We start from the raw sequence: 17342 nt of genomic DNA, 5'->3' as shown, positions 1-17342 counted from the left end.
CTGTCGGTGGGGCGTCCTAGAGTGGAGGTCAAGCAGGCGAACATACGTACGAAGCGGTAGGCGTTTCGGACCCGGGACTTCGATGGGGAGGTGAGCACACGTGGACGACACCACCACGACCACCGGCGGCCCCGGCAGCCCGAGCGGCGCCGGCAGCAGCGGTGGTGGCGCGGGTAGCGGTGGCGGGGGTGTGGCGCTCGCGTCCCGGATGCATCTGTCTCTGGCGGAGTTGATGTCGGGGTCGTTGGACCAGCTCATCGCGATCGATGCCCTGACCTGTTCGATCGCTGCCGGTGATCCGATCACCGAGTCCGACCGGTACGGGACCGCGTTCCTGGGCCAGGCGGCGCTGCGTGCGCACGTGTTCGCCGAACGCCTCACCGGGGCGAAGCTGGACTGGATGGGCATCGAGGAAGAGGCCGGTGCCTGGGATACCAGCAAGGGGTTCCGTACCTACGCCAATTACGTGGCCAAAACCCACGGCATCTCCGCCGCCAATGCCCGCCGCCAGGTGAACCTCGCCAAAGGGCTGCGTAACAGTCTGCCCGCGACCCGGACGTGGTTGCGGACCGGGCAGATCGGCCTCGACCAGGCCCAGATCCTGCTCAAGGCCACCACCACCCAAGCCGCCGTCGACGGCCTCCAGTACCCCGCCACCCCCACCGCCCCCGCCGGGGACAGCGGGACTTCCGAGGTCACCGAGGCCGAGGGCGGCACGGGCGGCACGGACGGCACCGAGGGCACGGACGGCACGGACGGCACGGACGGCACGGACGGCGATGGTGCTGCCGGCGCGGGTGGTGGGCGGGTGCAGACGGTGGAGGAGTTCCTCCTGAGTAATGCCGCCACGCGGTCTCCGGAGGACCTGCGCAGGCTGGTCGATCACTTCGTCGCGATCGCCGACCCCCGACGCCACCGACAAGACTCATCGGGCTGCGGCCGACCGTGAGTTCTTGAACATCGACCGGACCATGGACGGCTACCACGTGGCCGGGTTCCTCACCATCGAACACGGCCAATACATCCGTACCGCCCTCGAAGCGATCATGGGCAAGCCCGCCGCCGGTGAGACCCGCACCTCCGGTCAGCGCCGCGCCCAAGCCCTCAGCGACCTCGCCCACATGATGTTGGACCAAGGCAAGGTCGGCACCTCCGCCTCCGTCCGCCCCCACCTCGGCGTCCTGATCAGCTACCCCGAATTCCTCGACGCCATCAAGACGACCGAAACAGCAGCTGGCGACAATGCAGCGGAAGCCGCACCGGGCAACTCAGCGAGCGACCCTGCACCGGTCGCGACCCTCGAGCCGGTCACCGAGCTGCTGCCCGGCCTGGACACCACCAACGACCCGGCCGAGCGCAGCCCTCGCAGCAGCGGCGCGCCGACCACAGCGGACCAAGAGGCCGACCCCGCTAACTCGACCGGCGCTTGTGCGGAAGCGCCGGTCCCGTCGAGCCCCATCACCCCGCGGGACCTGGCGAATGAACGCGGCGCCGCGACGGAGGCGCGCACCCCGTCGAGCGCAGCGGCACCAGGAACCGGGGCAAGGGAGCCGGACCCGTCCGCGCAAGCGCCCATCTCGTCGAGCGCTCCGACCGGAGCCACCACCGGAGCGGCGCCCAACACGAGCGCTTCCGCGCAAGCACCCACCCCGTCGAGCACGCCGGACAGGGCCGGTCTGCCCGGCTGCCAGTCGCGGGCAGTCGGACCACTCGGCCAATCCACCACCGGCACTGCCCTGCCCGGGGCCAACGGCACCGCCCTGCCCGGTGCGACCGGCACCGCTGGGCCCGGTGCGACCGGCACCGCTGGGCCCGGTGCGACCGGCACCGCTGGGCCCGGTGCCAACGGCACTGCCCTGCCCAGCGGCACCGGCACTGCCCTGCCCGGTGCCCACGGCACCGCTGTGCCCGGTGTCAACGGGACCGCTCTGCCCAGCACCGGACGGGACTGGGCCGCGCTCCTCGCCGCGGGACCGGCGACCTTCATCGACAACACCGGCCCCGTCCCCCGCGACCTGCTCGACCGGATCATCGGCTGCGCCGGCGAGATCTACCGCATCATCTTCGGACCCGACAACGAAATCCTCAACCACGGCCGCGCCCACCGCCTCTTCACCGCCGCCCAACGCCGAGCCCACGTCGCCCGCGACCGCCACTGCGTCCACCCCGACTGCACCGTCCCACCCGAACGCTGAGAATCACACCACAGCACCCACTGGGCCAACGGCGGCAACACCGACCTCCACGACGCAGCCCTGCTCTGCTACTACCACCACGACTGGATCCACACCCACAACATCACCATGACCAGACGCCACGGGAAATGGCACTTCTACAAGCCAGACGGCACCGAGATCCTCCCCACCAACTCACCCTGGAACTGAGCAGGACCGGGCGCGCCGCCAGATGTGGGCCCGGACCATGTGCTGGGAGCCGACTGCCCGACGCGCATCCCTGGTCGGTGGACAGATGTATCGCGCGGCCGAACGGGCCCTAGCACCGGTGCGTCGTGTCGATCTCGAACAGGTCGAGCGCCCCTGCGACCTTGAGCACGAACAGGTCCCGTGCGCTCGCGCCGCGGAGCACGACAGTGCCGCCCCGGCGTCCTATCTCGTCGGCCAGGGTGATCAGCCAGGTAGCGCCGCTGGAGTCCATGAAACCCATGGCGCAGACGTCGAGGACGAGGCGGTCCTGCTTGAGATGGCTGACCTGTCGGAGCGCGACCGGTGCGCTGTCGCTCACGGACAGGTCGAGGTCGCCAGTCACCGTGACGAGGACCTCGGACACCGAGGTCGACACATCGATCACGCCGGACCTCCCGTCCCGCTCTCGTGCGAGGCTAGTGGCGGTACTGGTGACCCGCATGTCGAGCCGGCCCCACGCCGTCGGGCCTGAGCCCGGCTCGAGGGTGCGAGACTGGCACCATGGCCGAGAACCTTCTGGGTGGCCCCGCGCCCACCCTCCTGCCCGCCGACCACCCCGACGTCGCCGCGCGCGCCGCCCTCGCCGGCGGCGAGGACCTGCGCACCGTCGCCGCACGACTGCCCGCCGCCAGCTACGCGTGGGGCCTGCTGGCCCGCGAGGCCCTCGCCGGCAACGACCCGGTCGCCGCGTACGCGTTCGCCCGGACCGGCTACCACCGCGGTCTGGACGCGCTGCGCCGTGCCGGCTGGAAGGGCCACGGCCCGATCCCGGCCGACCACGAGCCGAACCAGGGATTCCTGATCGCACTGCTCTCGCTCGCGGACGCCGCCGAGGCGATCGGGGAGGCCGAGGAGGCCCAGCGCTGCCGCACGTTCGCCGACGATTCGGACCCGGCGGCACGCAACCTCTGATCCCAGTAAACTCGGGCGGGGCCCGACACGTGGTTCCGCTACGAAAGGGACGCTTCGATGCCAGCGGTGGTGGTCCTCGGTGCCCAGTGGGGCGACGAAGGCAAGGGCAAGGCAACCGACCAGCTCGGTTCGCGGGTGGATTACGTCGTCAAGTTCAACGGCGGTAACAACGCCGGCCACACCGTGGTGGTGGGGGACGAGAAGTACGCCCTGCACCTGCTGCCCTCCGGGATCCTGTCGCCCGGCTGCGTGCCGGTGATCGGCAACGGCGTGGTCGTGGACCTGGAGGTCCTCTTCGAGGAGCTGGACGCGCTCACCTCGCGGGGTGTGGACGTGTCCCGGCTGCTCATCTCCTCCAGCGCGCACATCATCCCCAGCTACAACCGCACCCTCGACAAGGTCACCGAGCGGTTCCTGGGCAAGCGCCAGATCGGCACCACCGGACGCGGCATCGGGCCCACCTACGCGGACAAGATGAACCGCGTCGGGATCCGTATCTCGGACCTCTTCGACGAGAAGATCCTGCGGGAGAAGGTCGAAGGGGCCCTGACGCAGAAGAACCAGGTCCTGGTCAAGATCTACAACCGCCGGGCCGCGGACATCGACGCCGTCACCGCCGAGTTGCTCGCCTACGCCGACCGGGTCCGACCGATGGTCGCCGACACCTCGCTCGTGCTCAACCAGGCGCTCGACGCCGGTAAGACGCTCGTGTTCGAGGCCGGCCAGGCCACCATGCTCGACGTGGACCACGGCACCTACCCGTTCGTCACCTCCTCCTCGGCCACGGCCGGTGGGGTGTGCACCGGCGCCGGTATCGGCCCCAGCCGGGTGGACCGGGTGGTCGGCGTCATCAAGGCCTACACCACGCGCGTCGGCGAGGGCCCGTTCCCGACCGAGCTGCTCGACGACATGGGCGAGCACCTGCGCAAGACCGGCGGCGAGTACGGCGTCACCACCGGCCGCCCGCGCCGCACCGGCTGGTACGACGCCGTCATCGCCCGGTACTCCGGCCGCATCAACGGCCTCACCGACCTGGTCCTGACGAAGCTCGATGTGCTCACCGGCCTGGAGAAGGTCCCGGTCTGCGTGGCCTACGACGTCGACGGCGTGCGTCACGACGAGATGCCCGTGGACCAGAGCGCATTCCACCACGCCAAGCCGATCTACGAAGAGTTCGACGGCTGGTGGGAGGACATCTCGCACTGCCGCACGTTCGAGGAACTGCCGGTCAACGCCCAGCGCTACGTGCTCGCCCTCGAGGAGATGTCCGGTACCCGGATCTCCGCCATCGGTGTCGGCCCCGACCGTGAAGCCACCATCGTCCGGCACGACCTGTTGGACTGAGCAGGTCCGGCTGGGCCGAGCAGGTCCGGCGCGCGTTCGGCTGAACGGAGCGCGGGAGGCTACCCGTTCGCGGGCTGGTGCCGGCGCCAGAACGCGAGGTGGTGCTCGGCGGCCACGTCCACGGCTTCGATTGCGCCGGGCGCCAGCGACTGCACATAGGGCGTGCTCGCCGCGCCGTCGAACGTCGGCCACACCGGTCCGTCGGCCGCTCCCGGGTCACCGGTGGCGGCGAAGGCCGCCCAGTAGTCGATCATCTGGTCCGAGAGCTGCTGCTGCTCCGCGGTGAAGGTCGGCTCCTCGCCACTCAGCGCGAAGAAGGACCACAGATCCGAGGTGTGGTAGGCCCCCATCGTCATCGGAGCCGGGCTGCTGAACGGCGGGGCCGGGTCCGAGAACTCGTACTGGTGGACGGGCACGAACCTCGACAACGCCAGCGACGTCTCGTACTGGCCCGACGCCCACTTGGAGTCGGTGGCGATGGCGGCCCACGCGGCCGCACCGGATTCGTACTCGCTCCTCGGGTAGACCTCCTCGACCGCCGCCCGGTCGTCGCCGAACGTCTCGGTCATCACCTCCTGGTAGGTCTGCTCGCTCATCGGGGCGGCGCCGCCCTCGTAGGTGACCACCTCCAGCGTGGACTCGTCGCGCGTGTGCCCGGAGAGCACCGGGACCCGGTTGAACGCCCCGGTGGCGAACGCCTCGCTCGGTTCGACGGGGAGCAGGTCGGTGCCGTACGCGGGCTGGATGAATCCGTCCATCACCTGTTTGAGGGTCTCGACCGGGAGGGCACGCAGGCACTCGAGGACCGCGGCCTGGTCATCGCTCACGCAGCCGAGATCCGTGGCGAGCGCCCGGCCTCGCTCCTGGATGGTCTCCACCGGGAGCAGGATGTTGTCCGCCGGCTGGCCCTTGTAGACGGTGTTGGCCAGCCAGGCCAGGTCGCAGGAACCACTCTGCATGATCGCCCGGTCGAAGAGACCCGCGGCGCCGGGTGAGGCGAGCTGCGCGCAGGTGCTGACGGCGCCCGCGGATTGCCCGGCGAGCGTGACGTTGTCCGGGTCGCCACCGAACGCCGCGGCGTTGCGCTGGACCCACGCCATCGCGGCCTGCTGGTCGGCGAGCCCGAAGGTGCCCGAGTCCGCGAGCCCGGGCAGGCCGAGGAACCCGAACATCCCGAGGCGGTAGTTGATCGTGACGACGACGGCGTCGCCCCGGGTTGCGAGTCGGCTCGGGTCGTAGTTGTGGCCGGCTCCCATGAAGAAGCCGCCGCCGTGCAGCCACACGATCACCGGCCGCGGTTCGTCGGTGGGTGTGGCCGGGGTGGTCACGTTCAGGTAGAGGCAGTCCTCACTGGCGCTGCCCTCGGGCAGTTCGCCCTCGTTCTGGGCGCAGGCGGGACCTGGGGTGGTGGCATCACGGACCCCGCGCCACGGGTCGGCGGGCTCCGGGTTGCGCCAGCGCAACTCACCCACGGGTGGGGCCGCGTACGGGATGCCCTGGAACGTCCGGGTGGCGCCGTGGTCGAGTGTGCCCCGGACCAGACCGACGTCGGTCTGCACCACGGTCCGGCCCGGGCCGGCCGTCGCGGGCGCGGCCACGCCCACCGCGGCGGCGACCGCCAGCACAAGGGCCATGATGGTCATCATCGAGAACGCCGGGCCTCGGCTCGGCGTGTGGATCGGCTGCGGGGTCGTCATCGGATGCGAGAGCTCCTCGGTCGGTGGCGCGCCCGGAGCGCGCCGTGGACCGTCAGTCCATCGGTCCGGTCGGTGCGGGACCAGCGGCCGAACGTCGTGAGCGCTACCGCCGAAGGTGGGTACCTTCGTACGCGGCAGGGAAGGCCACGGTCCATCTGGTCGCAGAGACTGATCGAAATGCCCGACGGCGTGGCGCGGGTCGGCGCGGGCGCGCATCCGCCGTCGAGGTGCTGGCCGCAGGGTCTGCGGATAACCTGCAGGGACGTTCTGAAGTGATCCTGAGCAAGCCGTCGAGGGGGACGTGCCCATGCAGCCGACCGAGTCCGGCGTCGCGCCGGACGACGCGCCCCCACCGGGTCCGCCGTCGGACCAGCCGCGCCTGCACTGGTACGAATCCATCCACCCGTCGGTCTTCTGGCCCGCCCTGATCATCGTGGTCTCGTTCGTGGTCATCGCGATCGCGGGCGGCGACGCCGTCACTGAGGCGATCGGGACGCTCCAGTCCGGGGTGGTGGGTGGCTTCGGCTGGTACTACACGGTCATCGTGACCGGGTTCGTGGTGTTCGCGCTGTGGTGCGGGTTCGGCCACTTCGGCGACATCAAGCTCGCCAAGGGTGACGAGGAGCCCGAGTTCACCATCGGGAGTTGGCTGGCGATGTTGTTCGCCGCGGGTATGGGAATCGGCCTCGTGTTCTGGGGGGTCGCGGAACCGCTGCACCACTTCGCCGGGATCCCGAACCGGGCGTCCGGCGTGGGGGCCATGGACGAGCAGGGTATGGAGGACTCCCTCGTCATCACGTTCCTGCACTGGGGTCTGCACCCGTGGGCGATCTACGTCGTGGTGGGACTGGCGGTCGCCTACGCCGTCCACGTCAAGCGCCGGCCGATCTCGATCAGGTGGACCCTGGAACCCCTCTTCGGCGGGCGGGTCAAGGGCTGGCTCGGCGACGTGATCGACATCGCGGCGATCGTCGGCACACTGTTCGGGGTGGCCACCTCGCTCGGCATCGGTGTCGCGCAGATCGCCGGCGGGCTGGAGTTCCTCGAGATCATAGGCACTCCGTCCAATCTCACCCTGGCCATCCTGATCGGCTCGATCACGCTGCTGGCGGTCATCTCCGTGGTCACCGGTGTGAAGAAGGGGATGAAGTGGCTCTCGAACATCAACATGGTCATGGCGATCGGCCTGCTCGTGTTCGTGCTGATCGCCGGGCCCACGCTGTTCCTGCTGCGTGAGTACATCCAGGCGACCGGGGCCTACCTGTGGGACCTCATCCGACTGAGTTTCTCGACCTCGGCGCTGGCCGTCACCGACGGCGCGGGCGTGGAGTGGCAGGGCTGGTGGACGGCCTTCTACTGGGGCTGGTGGATCTCCTGGGCGCCGTTCGTGGGCATCTTCATCGCGCGGATCTCCCGAGGCCGGACGATCCGGGAGTTCGTCCTCGGCGTGCTGTTCGTCCCGACGGTCTTCAGCCTCCTGTGGTTCACGGTCCTCGGGGGCACCGCGATGTACCGGGAGGTGTTCGGGGAGGGCGGCCTGATCCAGACCGACGCCGCGGGAGGAAACGTCGTGCACGAGTCGAACACGCTCTTCGGGATGCTCCAAGGGCTCCCCGGCGGGACCGTCGTCGCCGGCGCCTCGATCATCCTCATCGTGCTGTTCTTCGTGACCTCCTCCGACTCCGGGTCCCTCGTGGTGGACATGCTCGCCTCCGGCGGCGACCCGGATCCGCCGACGTGGAGCCGCGTGCTCTGGGGCGTGCTCGAGGGCGCCGTCGCGCTGGCGCTGGTGTTCGCGGGTGGTCTGATGGCGCTGCGCGGCGTCGCGATCGCCATCGCACTGCCGTTCAGCGTGGTGATGATCCTGATGTGCTTCGCCTGCCTGAAACAGTTCCGTCAGGAGCGGAAGCAGATGGTCGCCGTCCAACGGGCCCTGGTGCGGGACCGGTTGACCCAGCACGTCTCCCGGACCCTGATCGACGAAGGCCTCGTCGAGGAACGTCCGAAGCGGAAGTAGCCGACCTGATCGATCGAGTGCCGCGATCGGCTCACCGCGGCGCGTGCGACTCGAGGAAGGCGTACACCTCGGCGTCGTCGACACCGGGAAAGGTCCCGGACGGCAGCGCGCCGAGGATGTGCGTGTGCAGTTTCGCGCTCGGCCAGGCGGCGCCGCGCCACTTGGCGCTCAGGTCCGCGGACGGCTCCCGGCAGCAGGTCGGGTCCGGGCACCGGGACACCGAGCGGGACGTGGTCTCCCGGCCCCGGAACCACTTGGCGGCCGTGAACGGGACGCCGAGCGTGACCGAGAAGTCGCCGTCGGCGCCCTGGCCGGTCTGGGCGCTGCACCAGTACGTGCCCGACGGCGTGTCCGTGTACTGGTGGAACTCGCCGGCCAGGTCGTTGTGGTCGAACACGGTGCGCGAGGTCCAGTGCCGGCACACCGTCTGCCCCTCGATCGCGCCGGTGACGTCCGTCGGGAAGTCCACGTCGTCGTTCTCGTACCCCTTGAACAGCGTCCCGTCGCGGCCCACCCGCGCGAAGTGCACGGTGATGCCGAGCTGGGAGGTGGCCAGGTTCGTGAACCGGTGCGCCGCGCTCTCGTGGGTCACCCCGAACGCGTCCCGCAGGTCCTCCACGGCAAGGTCCCGGTTCCGCTTCGCGGCGAGCAGGAACTCGGTCGCCGCGTGCCGCGGCATCAGCACGCACGCGGCGAAGTAGCTGATCTCCAGGCGCTGGCGCAGGAAGTCGGCGTACGTGCCGGGGTGGGTGTGCCCGAGGACCCGGTGCGCGACCGCCTGCAGTGCGAGGGAGCGCAGCCCGTGCCCGCCGGGCAGGGATGCCGGCGGCAGGTAGATCCGGCCGTGCTCGAGGTCCGTGACCGTGCGGGTGGAGGAGGGCAGGTCGCGGGCGTGATGCAGGCTGAACCCGAGGTGGGAGACGATCTGCTCGACGGTGCGGTGCGTCAGCGGGCCGGAGGAGTACCCGACCGTGCCGAGCAGTTCCTCGGCGGCGTCCTCGATCTCCTCGAGGTAGTTGTCCCGGGCCCGCATCGCCCGGCGGAGCTCGGTGTTCGCGCGCCGTGCCTCCTCGGGGGTGGCACTGGCCTCGCTCGAGCGCCGGGCCAGCTCGGCGTGCAGGCCGACCAGTGCCTCCAGTGCCTCGGTCGGCAGCCGCTTGCCGGCCCGGACCCGCGGTAGCCCGAGCGTCGCATAGAGCGGCCCGCGCTGGGCGGTGTCCAGTGCGATCTCGAGGCCGTCGCGGCGGCTCGGCGGCTCGGCGTCCAGAAGGGCGGCGAGGTCGACGTCGAGGGCGGCCGCGATCGCCTGCAACAGGGTGAGCCGGGGCTCGCGGTGCCCGTTCTCGATCAGCGAGAGCTGGCTCGGTGCGGTGCCGACCTGGGAGGCCAGGTCGTCCAACGTCATCCCGGCGGCGGCACGGAAGTGCCGGATCCGCCGCCCGATGGTCAGGACTGTGGTCTCCGGATCGGTGATCTCGGTGCTCATTCCTTCACGGTAGCGAAAGAACAGCGAATCTTTCCAGTGATCGGCCGTGGAAGGCGGCTAGTTCTTACAGCAGAGTCGTCAACACCGCCGCACACCCGAGGCGGCCACCGAGTACCGAGCGACGCATCTGAGAAGGAGTGAATGACCGTGACGACCACGACCCACCAGTCCCCGAACCCGTCCACCCAGCACAGCGAGGAGGGCCGGGCCGTCCGGCTCGACCCGGCCGAGCAACTGCGCCGCGACTGGGCCACCGCCCCGCGTTGGAGCGGCATCGAGCGCAGCTACACCGCGGAGGACGTGGTGAGCCTGCGCGGCCGCGTCGGCGAGGAGCACACGCTCGCCCGCCGCGGCGCTGAAAGGCTCTGGGACCTGATCCACACCCGCGACTACGTGAACGCCCTCGGTGCCCTCACCGGCAACCAGGCCGTGCAGATGGTCAAGGCCGGGCTGGCGGCGATCTACCTCTCCGGGTGGCAGGTGGCCGCGGACGCGAACCTGGCCGGCCAGACCTACCCGGACCAGTCCCTCTACCCGGCGAACTCGGTGCCGGCCGTGGTGCGTCGTATCAACAACGCTCTGCTGCGGGCGGACCAGATCTCCTACAGCGAGGGCGAGGGTGACACCGACTTCCTTGCCCCGATCGTCGCCGACGCGGAGGCCGGCTTCGGTGGCCCGCTGAACGCCTTCGAACTCATGAAGGCGATGATCGCGTCCGGCGCGGCCGGCGTGCACTGGGAGGACCAGCTCGCCTCCGAGAAGAAGTGCGGGCACATGGGCGGCAAGGTGCTCATCCCGACCGCGCAGCACATCCGCACTCTGAACGCGGCCCGGCTCGCGGCCGACATCTCCGGTGTGCCCACCCTGATCATCGCCCGCACCGACTCCCTCGGCGCGAACCTGCTCACCACCGACACAGACGAGCGGGACCGCCCGTTCGTCACCGGCGAGCGCACCACCGAGGGCTTCTACCGGATCACCCCCGGCCCCGAGGCGGCGATCGCGCGCGGCCTGGCCTACGCGCCGTACTGCGACCTGATCTGGGTGGAGACCGGGAAGCCGGACCTGGGCTTCGCACGGGAGTTCGCGGAGGCGATCCACGCGCGGTTCCCGGGCAAGAAGCTCGCCTACAACTGCTCGCCGTCCTTCAACTGGGCGGCCGCGCTCGATGCGGACACCATCGCGCGGTTCCAGCGCGAGCTCGGCGCGATGGGGTACGCGTTCCAGTTCATCACCCTGGCCGGCTTCCACGCCCTGAACCACTCGATGTTCGAGCTGGCGCACGGTTACGCCCGCACCGGGATGAGCGCGTACGTGCAGCTCCAGCAGGCCGAGTTCGCCTCCGCGGATCGCGGCTACACGGCCGTCAAACACCAGGCGGAGGTGGGCACCGGGTATTTCGACCGGGTGGCCACGGCGCTGAACCCGACGTCCGGGACGCTCGCGCTCACGGGCTCGACGGAAGAGGAGCAGTTCTGATGACCACGCTCACGCAGCCACGCACCGACCGTTCCGACCAAACCTACGCAGGCGAGCCGACGCCGTCGGCCGCTTCGGAGAACCCGACCACCGACCCGGCCGAGCCGAACCGCACCAGGCTCCCTGCGCCGTCGGGCATGACGATCACCGCACGGCGGGTGCCGGGCGATGACGCCGTCCTCACCCCGGGCGCGCTCGCCACGGTGGTCGAGCTGCACCACCGTTTCGATGCCCGACGGCGGTGCCTCCTCGGGCGTCGAGCGCAGCGTCAGGCGTGGCCCGCCGAGGGCAACGAGCTCGGGCTGCTCGAGGAGACCGCGGACGTCCGCGCCGACCCCACCTGGCAGGTGGCGCCGCCGGCGCCCGGGCTGAGCCGGCGCACGGTCGAGATCACCGGGCCGGCGAGCCGCGCGATGGCGGTGAACGCGCTGAACTCCGGCGCGGACGTGTGGATGGCGGACCTCGAGGACGCGACCAGCCCCACCTGGGCGAACCTGATCGAGGCGCAGCAGAACCTGATCCGGTTCACCCGCGACGAGCTGGACTTCACCGGCCCCGGCGGCAAGGAGTACACCGTCGGCGCGCACACCCCCACGGTTCTGATGCGCCCCAGGGGCTGGCACCTGCCGGAGCAGAACCTGCTGATCGGCGGGCGGGAGACGTCGGCCTCGCTGACCGATGTGGCGCTGTACTTCCACCACTGCGCGACGGCCCTGATCGAACGCGGGCAGGGGCCGTACTTCTACCTGCCCAAGCTCGAGTCGCACCTGGAGGCCCGGCTCTGGAACGACGTGTTCTGCTACCTGCAGGACCGGTACTCGATCCCACGCGGCACGGTGCGGGCGACGGTGCTCATCGAGACGCTGCCGGCCGCGTTCGAGATGGAGGAGATCCTCTACGAGCTGCGCGAGCACTCGGCCGGGCTGAACGCCGGGCGGTGGGACTACCTGTTCTCGCTGATCAAGACGCTGCGGCACACCGGGGCGACCCTGCCGGACCGCGACTCGCTCACCATGACCGTCCCGTTCATGCGTGCCTACACCGAGCGTCTGGTGGCCACCTGTCACCGTCGCGGCGCCCACGCGATCGGCGGGATGGCCGCCTTCGTGCCGAACCGGGCCGACGAGCGGGCCACCGAGAACGCGCTGCGGCGGATCCGGGCGGACAAGGACCGGGATGCCGAGGACGGCTTCGACGGCTCGTGGGTGGCGCACCCCGGGCTGGTGGAGGTGGCGCGGTCCGCGTTCACCGGCGTGCTGCGCGGGCGGGACCACCAGCTCGAGCGGCAGCGGCACGACCTGCTTGACCCGGCGGACCTGCTCGAGGTGGACTCGGCCGGCTCCGGGGCCAGCCTGGTGGGGCTGCGCACCAACATCGCGGTCTCGTTGCGCTACCTCGAGGCGTGGCTGCGCGGCCAGGGGGCGGTCGCCATCAACAACCTGATGGAGGACGCCGCCACCGTCGAGATCTCCCGGTCCCAGGTGTGGCAGTGGCGTCAGGCCGGTGTGGTCCTCGAGGAGGGCATCGCGGTCACCGAGCCCCTGGTGCGCCGCCTCGTGGCGGAGGAGGCGGAGCGGATCCACTCGGGTGCCGAACCCGGTGGGCACCCGCTGCTCGCCGACGCCGTCCGGCTGTTCTGCGACGTCGCCCTCGGCGAGGAGTTCGAGGAGTTCTTCACCCTGCGCGGCTACCGCGAGCACCTGCGCGGCTGAGGAGCCCAGGCAGGAGTGCGCGCGATCACAGCACCCGTGATCGCGCGCACTCGCGTGCCGGGGTGGGCCGGTAGGCTCGCTGTCCGTGAAGATCCTGCTGATCGGCTCCGGTGCTCGTGAGCACGCCCTGGCCCGTTCGCTCGCCTCGGACCCCGCGACGACCACGCTGACCGTGGCCCCGGGCAACCCCGGCACGGCCGAGCTCGCGACCAACCGGGACGTCGACGCGAACGATCCGGCCGCCGTCGCCGCGCTCGCCCGCGAGGTCGACGCCGACCTCGTCGTGGTCGGGCCCGAGGCGCCGCTGGTCGCCGGGGTCGCGGACGCGGTGCGCGCCGCCGGGATCCCCGTGTTCGGACCGAACGGCGACGCGGCGACGCTCGAGGGGTCGAAGGCGTTCGCGAAGGACGTCATGGCCGCGGCGAGCGTCCCGACCGCGATGGCGCACGTGTGCCGCACCGTCGAGGAGGCCGAGGCCGCGCTGGACGCGTTCGGCCCTCCGTACGTGGTCAAGGACGACGGTCTGGCCGCCGGCAAGGGCGTGGTGGTCACGCAGGACCGGGCCGCCGCGCTCGCCCACGCCGCCGAGTGCGTGAACCGCAGCCGCCGCGCCACCGTGGTCATCGAGGAGTTCCTCGACGGCCCCGAGATCTCACTGTTCTGCCTCTGCGACGGTGAGAACGTGGTCCCGCTCGCACCTGCCCAGGACTTCAAGCGCCTCAGCGACGGCGACGCCGGCCCGAACACCGGCGGGATGGGCGCCTACTCGCCGCTGCCCTGGGCGCCCGAGGACCTCGTCGAGCAGGTCGTCGACCGGGTCGCACTGCCCACCGTGCGCGAACTCGCCCGCCGCGGCACCCCGTTCGTCGGCCTGCTCTACTGCGGCCTCGCGCTCACCTCGAGGGGACTGCGCGTGATCGAGTTCAACGCCAGGTTCGGGGACCCCGAGACCCAGGTGGTGCTCGCCCGTCTCGAGTCCTCCCTCGCCACCGCACTACACGCCGCCGCCACCGGGACCCTCGACCAGTTGCCGGACCTGCGCTGGTCCGACGGCGCCGCCGTCACCGTCGTCATCGCCGCCCACGGCTACCCCGCGCAGGTCCGCTCCGGCGACCCGATCACCGGCGTCGACGCCGCCGAGGCGCTCGCCGACGTGCACGTGCTGCACGCGGGAACGGCCATGGTCGACGGCGGCCTGGTCACCGCGGGTGGTCGGGTGCTGTCCGTGGTGGGTACCGGCGCCGACCTGCCGGCCGCCCGCGCGGCCGCTTACGCGGGCGTCGAGCGGATCGGGATCGACGGGGGCCAGCACCGCAGCGACATCGCCGCCGCACTCTGACGCTCCCGACGGGCGCTCCCGACGGGCGACGAACGCTCCCGACGTCACCGGTGGCCCGGCCGCCGTTCGTGGCAGGTCGAGGCCCAGTGGTCACCGGACGTTCACCGACGACCCCCCTGTGCAGGTGGGGCCGACCTGAGTAGTGTCGTCGCGGTCCGCCCCCCGACGGACGCCCCACCCCGGCGGCCCACGAGGCCGCCGGCGATTCGACGAGGAGTCCCCATGGCCCACAAGCCCACCCCCACCTCCGACGCGAAGTCCGCGCACGCCGCCCTCCTCGATTCGGAGGTGTCCCGGCGTCGCCTGCTCGGGATGGCCGCCGTCGGCACCGCCGGCGCCGCGGCCGCCGGCATCATCGGTGCCGATGCCGCCCACGCCGGCAACAACGGCAACCGTGGTCCCGGGCGCAACGACGCGCACCGGCGCCGCCTGACCGTGCTCGGCACCACCGACCTGCACGGCAACGTGTTCAACTGGGACTACTTCAAGGACGACGAGTACACCGACTCGGCGGGCAACGACATCGGCCTGGCGAAGATCTCCACGCTGGTCAGCGCGATGCGGGCCGAGCGTGGTGAGCGCACCACGCTGCTGCTGGACGCCGGTGACACGATCCAGGGCACCCCGCTCGCGTACTACTACGCCAAGATCGACCCGATCACCGGCGGGCACGTGCACCCGATGGCCGCGGCCATGAACGCGATCGGCTACGACGCCGCCGCGATGGGCAACCACGAGTTCAACTACGGCCTCGACACCCTGGCCACGTTCGTCGACCAGCTGGACTTCCCGCTGCTGTGCGCGAACGCCGTCGATGATTTCACGGGCGAACCCGCCTACGAGCCCTATGTCATCCACACGGTCCGCCCACGCGGGGCCCGCCCGATCAAGGTCGGCATCCTCGGCCTGGTCACCCCGGGCGTGGCGATCTGGGACAAGGCGAACGTGGAGGGCATCCTGCACTTCCCGGGCCTCGTCGAGCAGGCGCAGGTGTTCGTGCCCCAGATGAAGGCCCGGGGTGCGGACATCGTCATCGTCTCCGCACACTCCGGCGCGGACACGTCCAGCTCGTACGGCGACGCCCTGCCCTACCCGGAGAACGCCGCCACCCTGGTCGCCGAACAGGTGCCGGACATCGACGCGATCCTCGTCGGTCACGCGCACTCCGAGATCATCGAGCGGTTCGTCACCAACACCGCCACCGGCAAGCAGGTGCTGCTCACCGAACCGCTGCGCTGGGGCATGCGGCTGAGCGTCATGGACCTGGACCTGGTTCAGGAGCGCGGCCGCTGGCACGTGGAGTCCGCGCACTCCCACCTGCTGAACGCCAACTCGGTGCCGGAGGACCCGGCGATCGTCGAGATCCTCACCGCCGACCACGAGACCGTCCGCGACTACGTGAACTCGGTGGTCGGCACGAATCTGACCGCGATGTCCGCGCAGACCTCCCGGTACGAGGACACCGCGGCCATGGACTTCATCAACCACGTCCAGTCGGACGCGGTCACCCGGGCCCTGGCCGGCACGCCCGAGGCGGACCTGCCGGTGCTGTCCATCGCGGCACCGTTCAACCGGGATGCGTCCATCCCCGCGGGCGACGTGACGGTGCGGGACGTGGCCGGCATGTACATCTTCGACAACACCCTGTTGGCGATCACGCTGACCGGCGCCGAGGTGCTCGCCTATCTGGAGCAGTCCGCGGCCTACTTCAAGCAGGTCACCGGCACCGGCCCGTTCGCCCCGGACGACGTCACCAACGCCGTCACCCCGACGGCGCCGAACGGCACGCCCGACTACAACTACGACATCATGGGCGGCTTCACCGCACCGCTCACGTACGACATCGACATCGCGCAGGCCCCCGGATCCCGGATCGTCGGCCTGAGCTACGACGGCGCCCCGATCGACCCCGCGCAGCGGTTCGTCATCGCGATCAACAACTACCGGCAGTCCGGCGGTGGCAACTTCCCGGGCGTGGTGAGTGCCCCGGTGGTCTACAACGCCCAGGTGGAGATCCGCCAGCTCATCATCGACTGGGTCACGGCCATCGGCCAGATCGACTCCTCGGTCTTCGCCGCCACGGACTGGCGCCTGGTCGCGAACGGTGCACCGGTGATCATCCAGGCCTGACGCCCGGGTAAATCCGTTGGGCATGCCCGTTAGCGTGACGGGCATGCCCGATCCGATCTTCGACGAGCCCCGACTCGCCGCCGTCTACGACGCGCTCGACCCCGACCGCAGCGACCTCGACGTCTACGTCGCCCTCGTGGCCGACGAACTCGGCGCTCGCAGCGTCCTCGACGTCGGGTGCGGCACCGGTACCTTCGCGATCATGTTGGCCGACCGTGGCCTCCAGGTGGTCGGCGTCGACCCCGCCCGGGCGAGCGTCGATGTCGCCCGCGGCAAGTCCGGCAGCGACCGGGTCCGCTGGCTCGATGGGGACGCCACCACGCTGCCGGACCTGAGCGTGGACGTCGCCACCATGACGGCGAACGTGGCGCAGGTGTTCACGAGCGACGAGGACTGGTCCGCGACGCTCGCCGGCATCCACCGAGCGCTGCGGCCCGGTGGGCACCTGGTGTTCGAGGCCCGCCGGCCGGAGGTGCGCGCCTGGGAGGGCTGGACGCCGGAGGCCACCCATCAGATCGTCGACTGCGGCCCGGCCGGTCCGGTCGAGGACTGGACCGAGGTCGTCTCCTACTCCGACGGCGTGCTCGAGTTCTCCTCGCCCACCATCTTCCACGTCGACGGCGTCCGGATCGAGTCGACGTCGAGGCTGCGGTTCCGTACGCGCGAGGAGGTCGAGGCCTCGCTGGCCGAGACCGGCTACCTCGTCCGCGACGTGCGTGACGCACCGGACCGGCCCGGCCGCGAGTGGGTCTACGTCGCGCAGCGCCCGGAGTAGGTCTGCGGAGGAGCAGTGCCACGCGACC

13 protein-coding genes are annotated in these 17342 nt (G+C 70.8%); 10 read left to right on the top strand and 3 right to left on the bottom strand.

Annotated features, from left to right (window positions below; genetic code table 11):
* Nucleotides 1-100: 100 nt before the first annotated feature.
* A complete protein-coding gene (locus KCQ71_RS27045; RefSeq protein WP_223409075.1) occupies nt 101-949 on the top strand; it encodes a DUF222 domain-containing protein in 849 nt (282 codons plus the stop codon).
* A gap of 4 nt (nt 950-953) precedes the next feature.
* Entirely contained in the window at nt 954-2195 is a 1242-nt protein-coding gene (locus KCQ71_RS19590; RefSeq protein ID WP_249423260.1) for a hypothetical protein, read from the top strand.
* 298 nt (nt 2196-2493) lie between these two features.
* Here the strand turns inward: KCQ71_RS19590 and KCQ71_RS19585 are convergent, their stop codons facing one another.
* Nucleotides 2494-2808, bottom strand: a complete 315-nt coding sequence (locus tag KCQ71_RS19585) for an STAS domain-containing protein (RefSeq protein ID WP_223409071.1) — start codon at nt 2806-2808, stop codon at nt 2494-2496.
* Between the two features lie 116 nt (nt 2809-2924).
* On the opposite strand from KCQ71_RS19585, the gene KCQ71_RS19580 reads away from it, so the two are divergent.
* Together KCQ71_RS19580 and KCQ71_RS19575 are read left to right on the top strand one after the other, a co-directional pair.
* Nucleotides 2925-3335, top strand: a complete 411-nt coding sequence (locus KCQ71_RS19580; protein WP_223409069.1) for a DUF3151 domain-containing protein — start codon at nt 2925-2927, stop codon at nt 3333-3335.
* Between the two features lie 57 nt (nt 3336-3392).
* A complete protein-coding gene (locus tag KCQ71_RS19575) occupies nt 3393-4679 on the top strand; it encodes an adenylosuccinate synthase (protein WP_223409067.1) in 1287 nt (428 codons plus the stop codon).
* Nucleotides 4680-4738: 59 nt separating this feature from the next.
* Here KCQ71_RS19575 and KCQ71_RS19570 read toward each other — a convergent pair whose 3' ends face one another.
* Nucleotides 4739-6376 carry a carboxylesterase/lipase family protein gene (locus KCQ71_RS19570; protein WP_223409066.1) on the bottom strand — a complete coding sequence of 546 codons (1638 nt, stop codon included), beginning with the start codon at nt 6374-6376 and terminating at the stop codon, nt 4739-4741.
* 307 nt (nt 6377-6683) lie between these two features.
* Here KCQ71_RS19570 and KCQ71_RS19565 point away from each other — a divergent pair, with 307 nt between their 5' ends.
* Nucleotides 6684-8393 carry a BCCT family transporter gene (locus KCQ71_RS19565; protein ID WP_223409064.1) on the top strand — a complete coding sequence of 570 codons (1710 nt, stop codon included), beginning with the start codon at nt 6684-6686 and terminating at the stop codon, nt 8391-8393.
* A gap of 31 nt (nt 8394-8424) precedes the next feature.
* Here KCQ71_RS19565 and KCQ71_RS19560 read toward each other — a convergent pair whose 3' ends face one another.
* Complete coding sequence (locus KCQ71_RS19560) at nt 8425-9879, bottom strand: helix-turn-helix transcriptional regulator (RefSeq protein ID WP_223409062.1); 1455 nt, start codon at nt 9877-9879, stop codon at nt 8425-8427.
* A gap of 141 nt (nt 9880-10020) precedes the next feature.
* Here KCQ71_RS19560 and aceA point away from each other — a divergent pair, with 141 nt between their 5' ends.
* The 5 genes from aceA (at nt 10021) to KCQ71_RS19535 (ending at nt 17314) form a co-directional block, all read left to right on the top strand.
* Nucleotides 10021-11358, top strand: coding sequence for an isocitrate lyase (gene aceA / locus KCQ71_RS19555; protein WP_223409060.1), 1338 nt, complete (start codon nt 10021-10023; stop codon nt 11356-11358).
* A gap of 137 nt (nt 11359-11495) precedes the next feature.
* Nucleotides 11496-13070, top strand: coding sequence for a malate synthase A (aceB, locus tag KCQ71_RS19550; protein ID WP_443683128.1), 1575 nt, complete (start codon nt 11496-11498; stop codon nt 13068-13070).
* Between the two features lie 85 nt (nt 13071-13155).
* Entirely contained in the window at nt 13156-14409 is a 1254-nt protein-coding gene (purD, locus tag KCQ71_RS19545) for a phosphoribosylamine--glycine ligase (RefSeq protein WP_223409056.1), read from the top strand.
* A 312-nt stretch (nt 14410-14721) separates the two neighbouring features.
* A complete protein-coding gene (locus KCQ71_RS19540) occupies nt 14722-16539 on the top strand; it encodes a bifunctional metallophosphatase/5'-nucleotidase (protein WP_504739607.1) in 1818 nt (605 codons plus the stop codon).
* Between the two features lie 43 nt (nt 16540-16582).
* Entirely contained in the window at nt 16583-17314 is a 732-nt protein-coding gene (locus tag KCQ71_RS19535; RefSeq protein WP_223409053.1) for a class I SAM-dependent methyltransferase, read from the top strand.
* Nucleotides 17315-17342 lie beyond the last annotated feature (28 nt).

The sequence above is a fragment of the Occultella gossypii genome (genome assembly GCF_019947135.1).
GTDB lineage: Bacteria > Actinomycetota > Actinomycetes > Actinomycetales > Beutenbergiaceae > Occultella > Occultella gossypii.
The sequence above is the reverse complement of the archived record's forward strand: the minus strand, read 5'-3'. Positions and strand labels throughout refer to the sequence as shown.